We start from the raw sequence: 386 nt of genomic DNA, 5'->3' as shown, positions 1-386 counted from the left end.
GGCCGACATTGCTCAATACATGCCCGTGGCAGGAGGGAAACGCTGATGCCAGAAGTCGGGCGCGGTGTGGTCATACCGTCTGCTACGAGTCAGACCCTGGACATAGCTATCGCAGCCCCATCGCCGAGTGTACTGCTAGCCGATGTCACTCTCGACACGCTCCCCGGGCTCGCGAAGCGGGTTTCGCGAGCCGGGAAGAAGGTCATCGTCCACGCCGACATGCTGTCTGGGCTGCATCCCAACTCAGCTGGGCTCGGATTCCTTAAGGGCCATTGTGGAGTAGATACGATCGTCAGCACTAATGCCAGGGTTGTCGAGACAGCCAGACGAAGTCATCTGCGGACGATATTCCGGGTGTTCCTGCTTGACTCGATAGCTCTACGGAC

At 59.1% G+C, this 386-nt stretch carries 1 protein-coding gene; it reads left to right on the top strand.

The features are described 5' to 3' along the window. Nucleotides 1-45: 45 nt before the first annotated feature. The coding region (locus tag FNJ47_RS46735) for a glycerol-3-phosphate responsive antiterminator (RefSeq protein WP_163163563.1) at nt 46-386 on the top strand (341 nt) is incomplete at its 3' end.

This window comes from Bradyrhizobium uaiense (assembly GCF_010811875.1).
GTDB lineage: Bacteria > Pseudomonadota > Alphaproteobacteria > Rhizobiales > Xanthobacteraceae > Bradyrhizobium > Bradyrhizobium uaiense.
The sequence above is the reverse complement of the archived record's forward strand: the minus strand, read 5'-3'. Positions and strand labels throughout refer to the sequence as shown.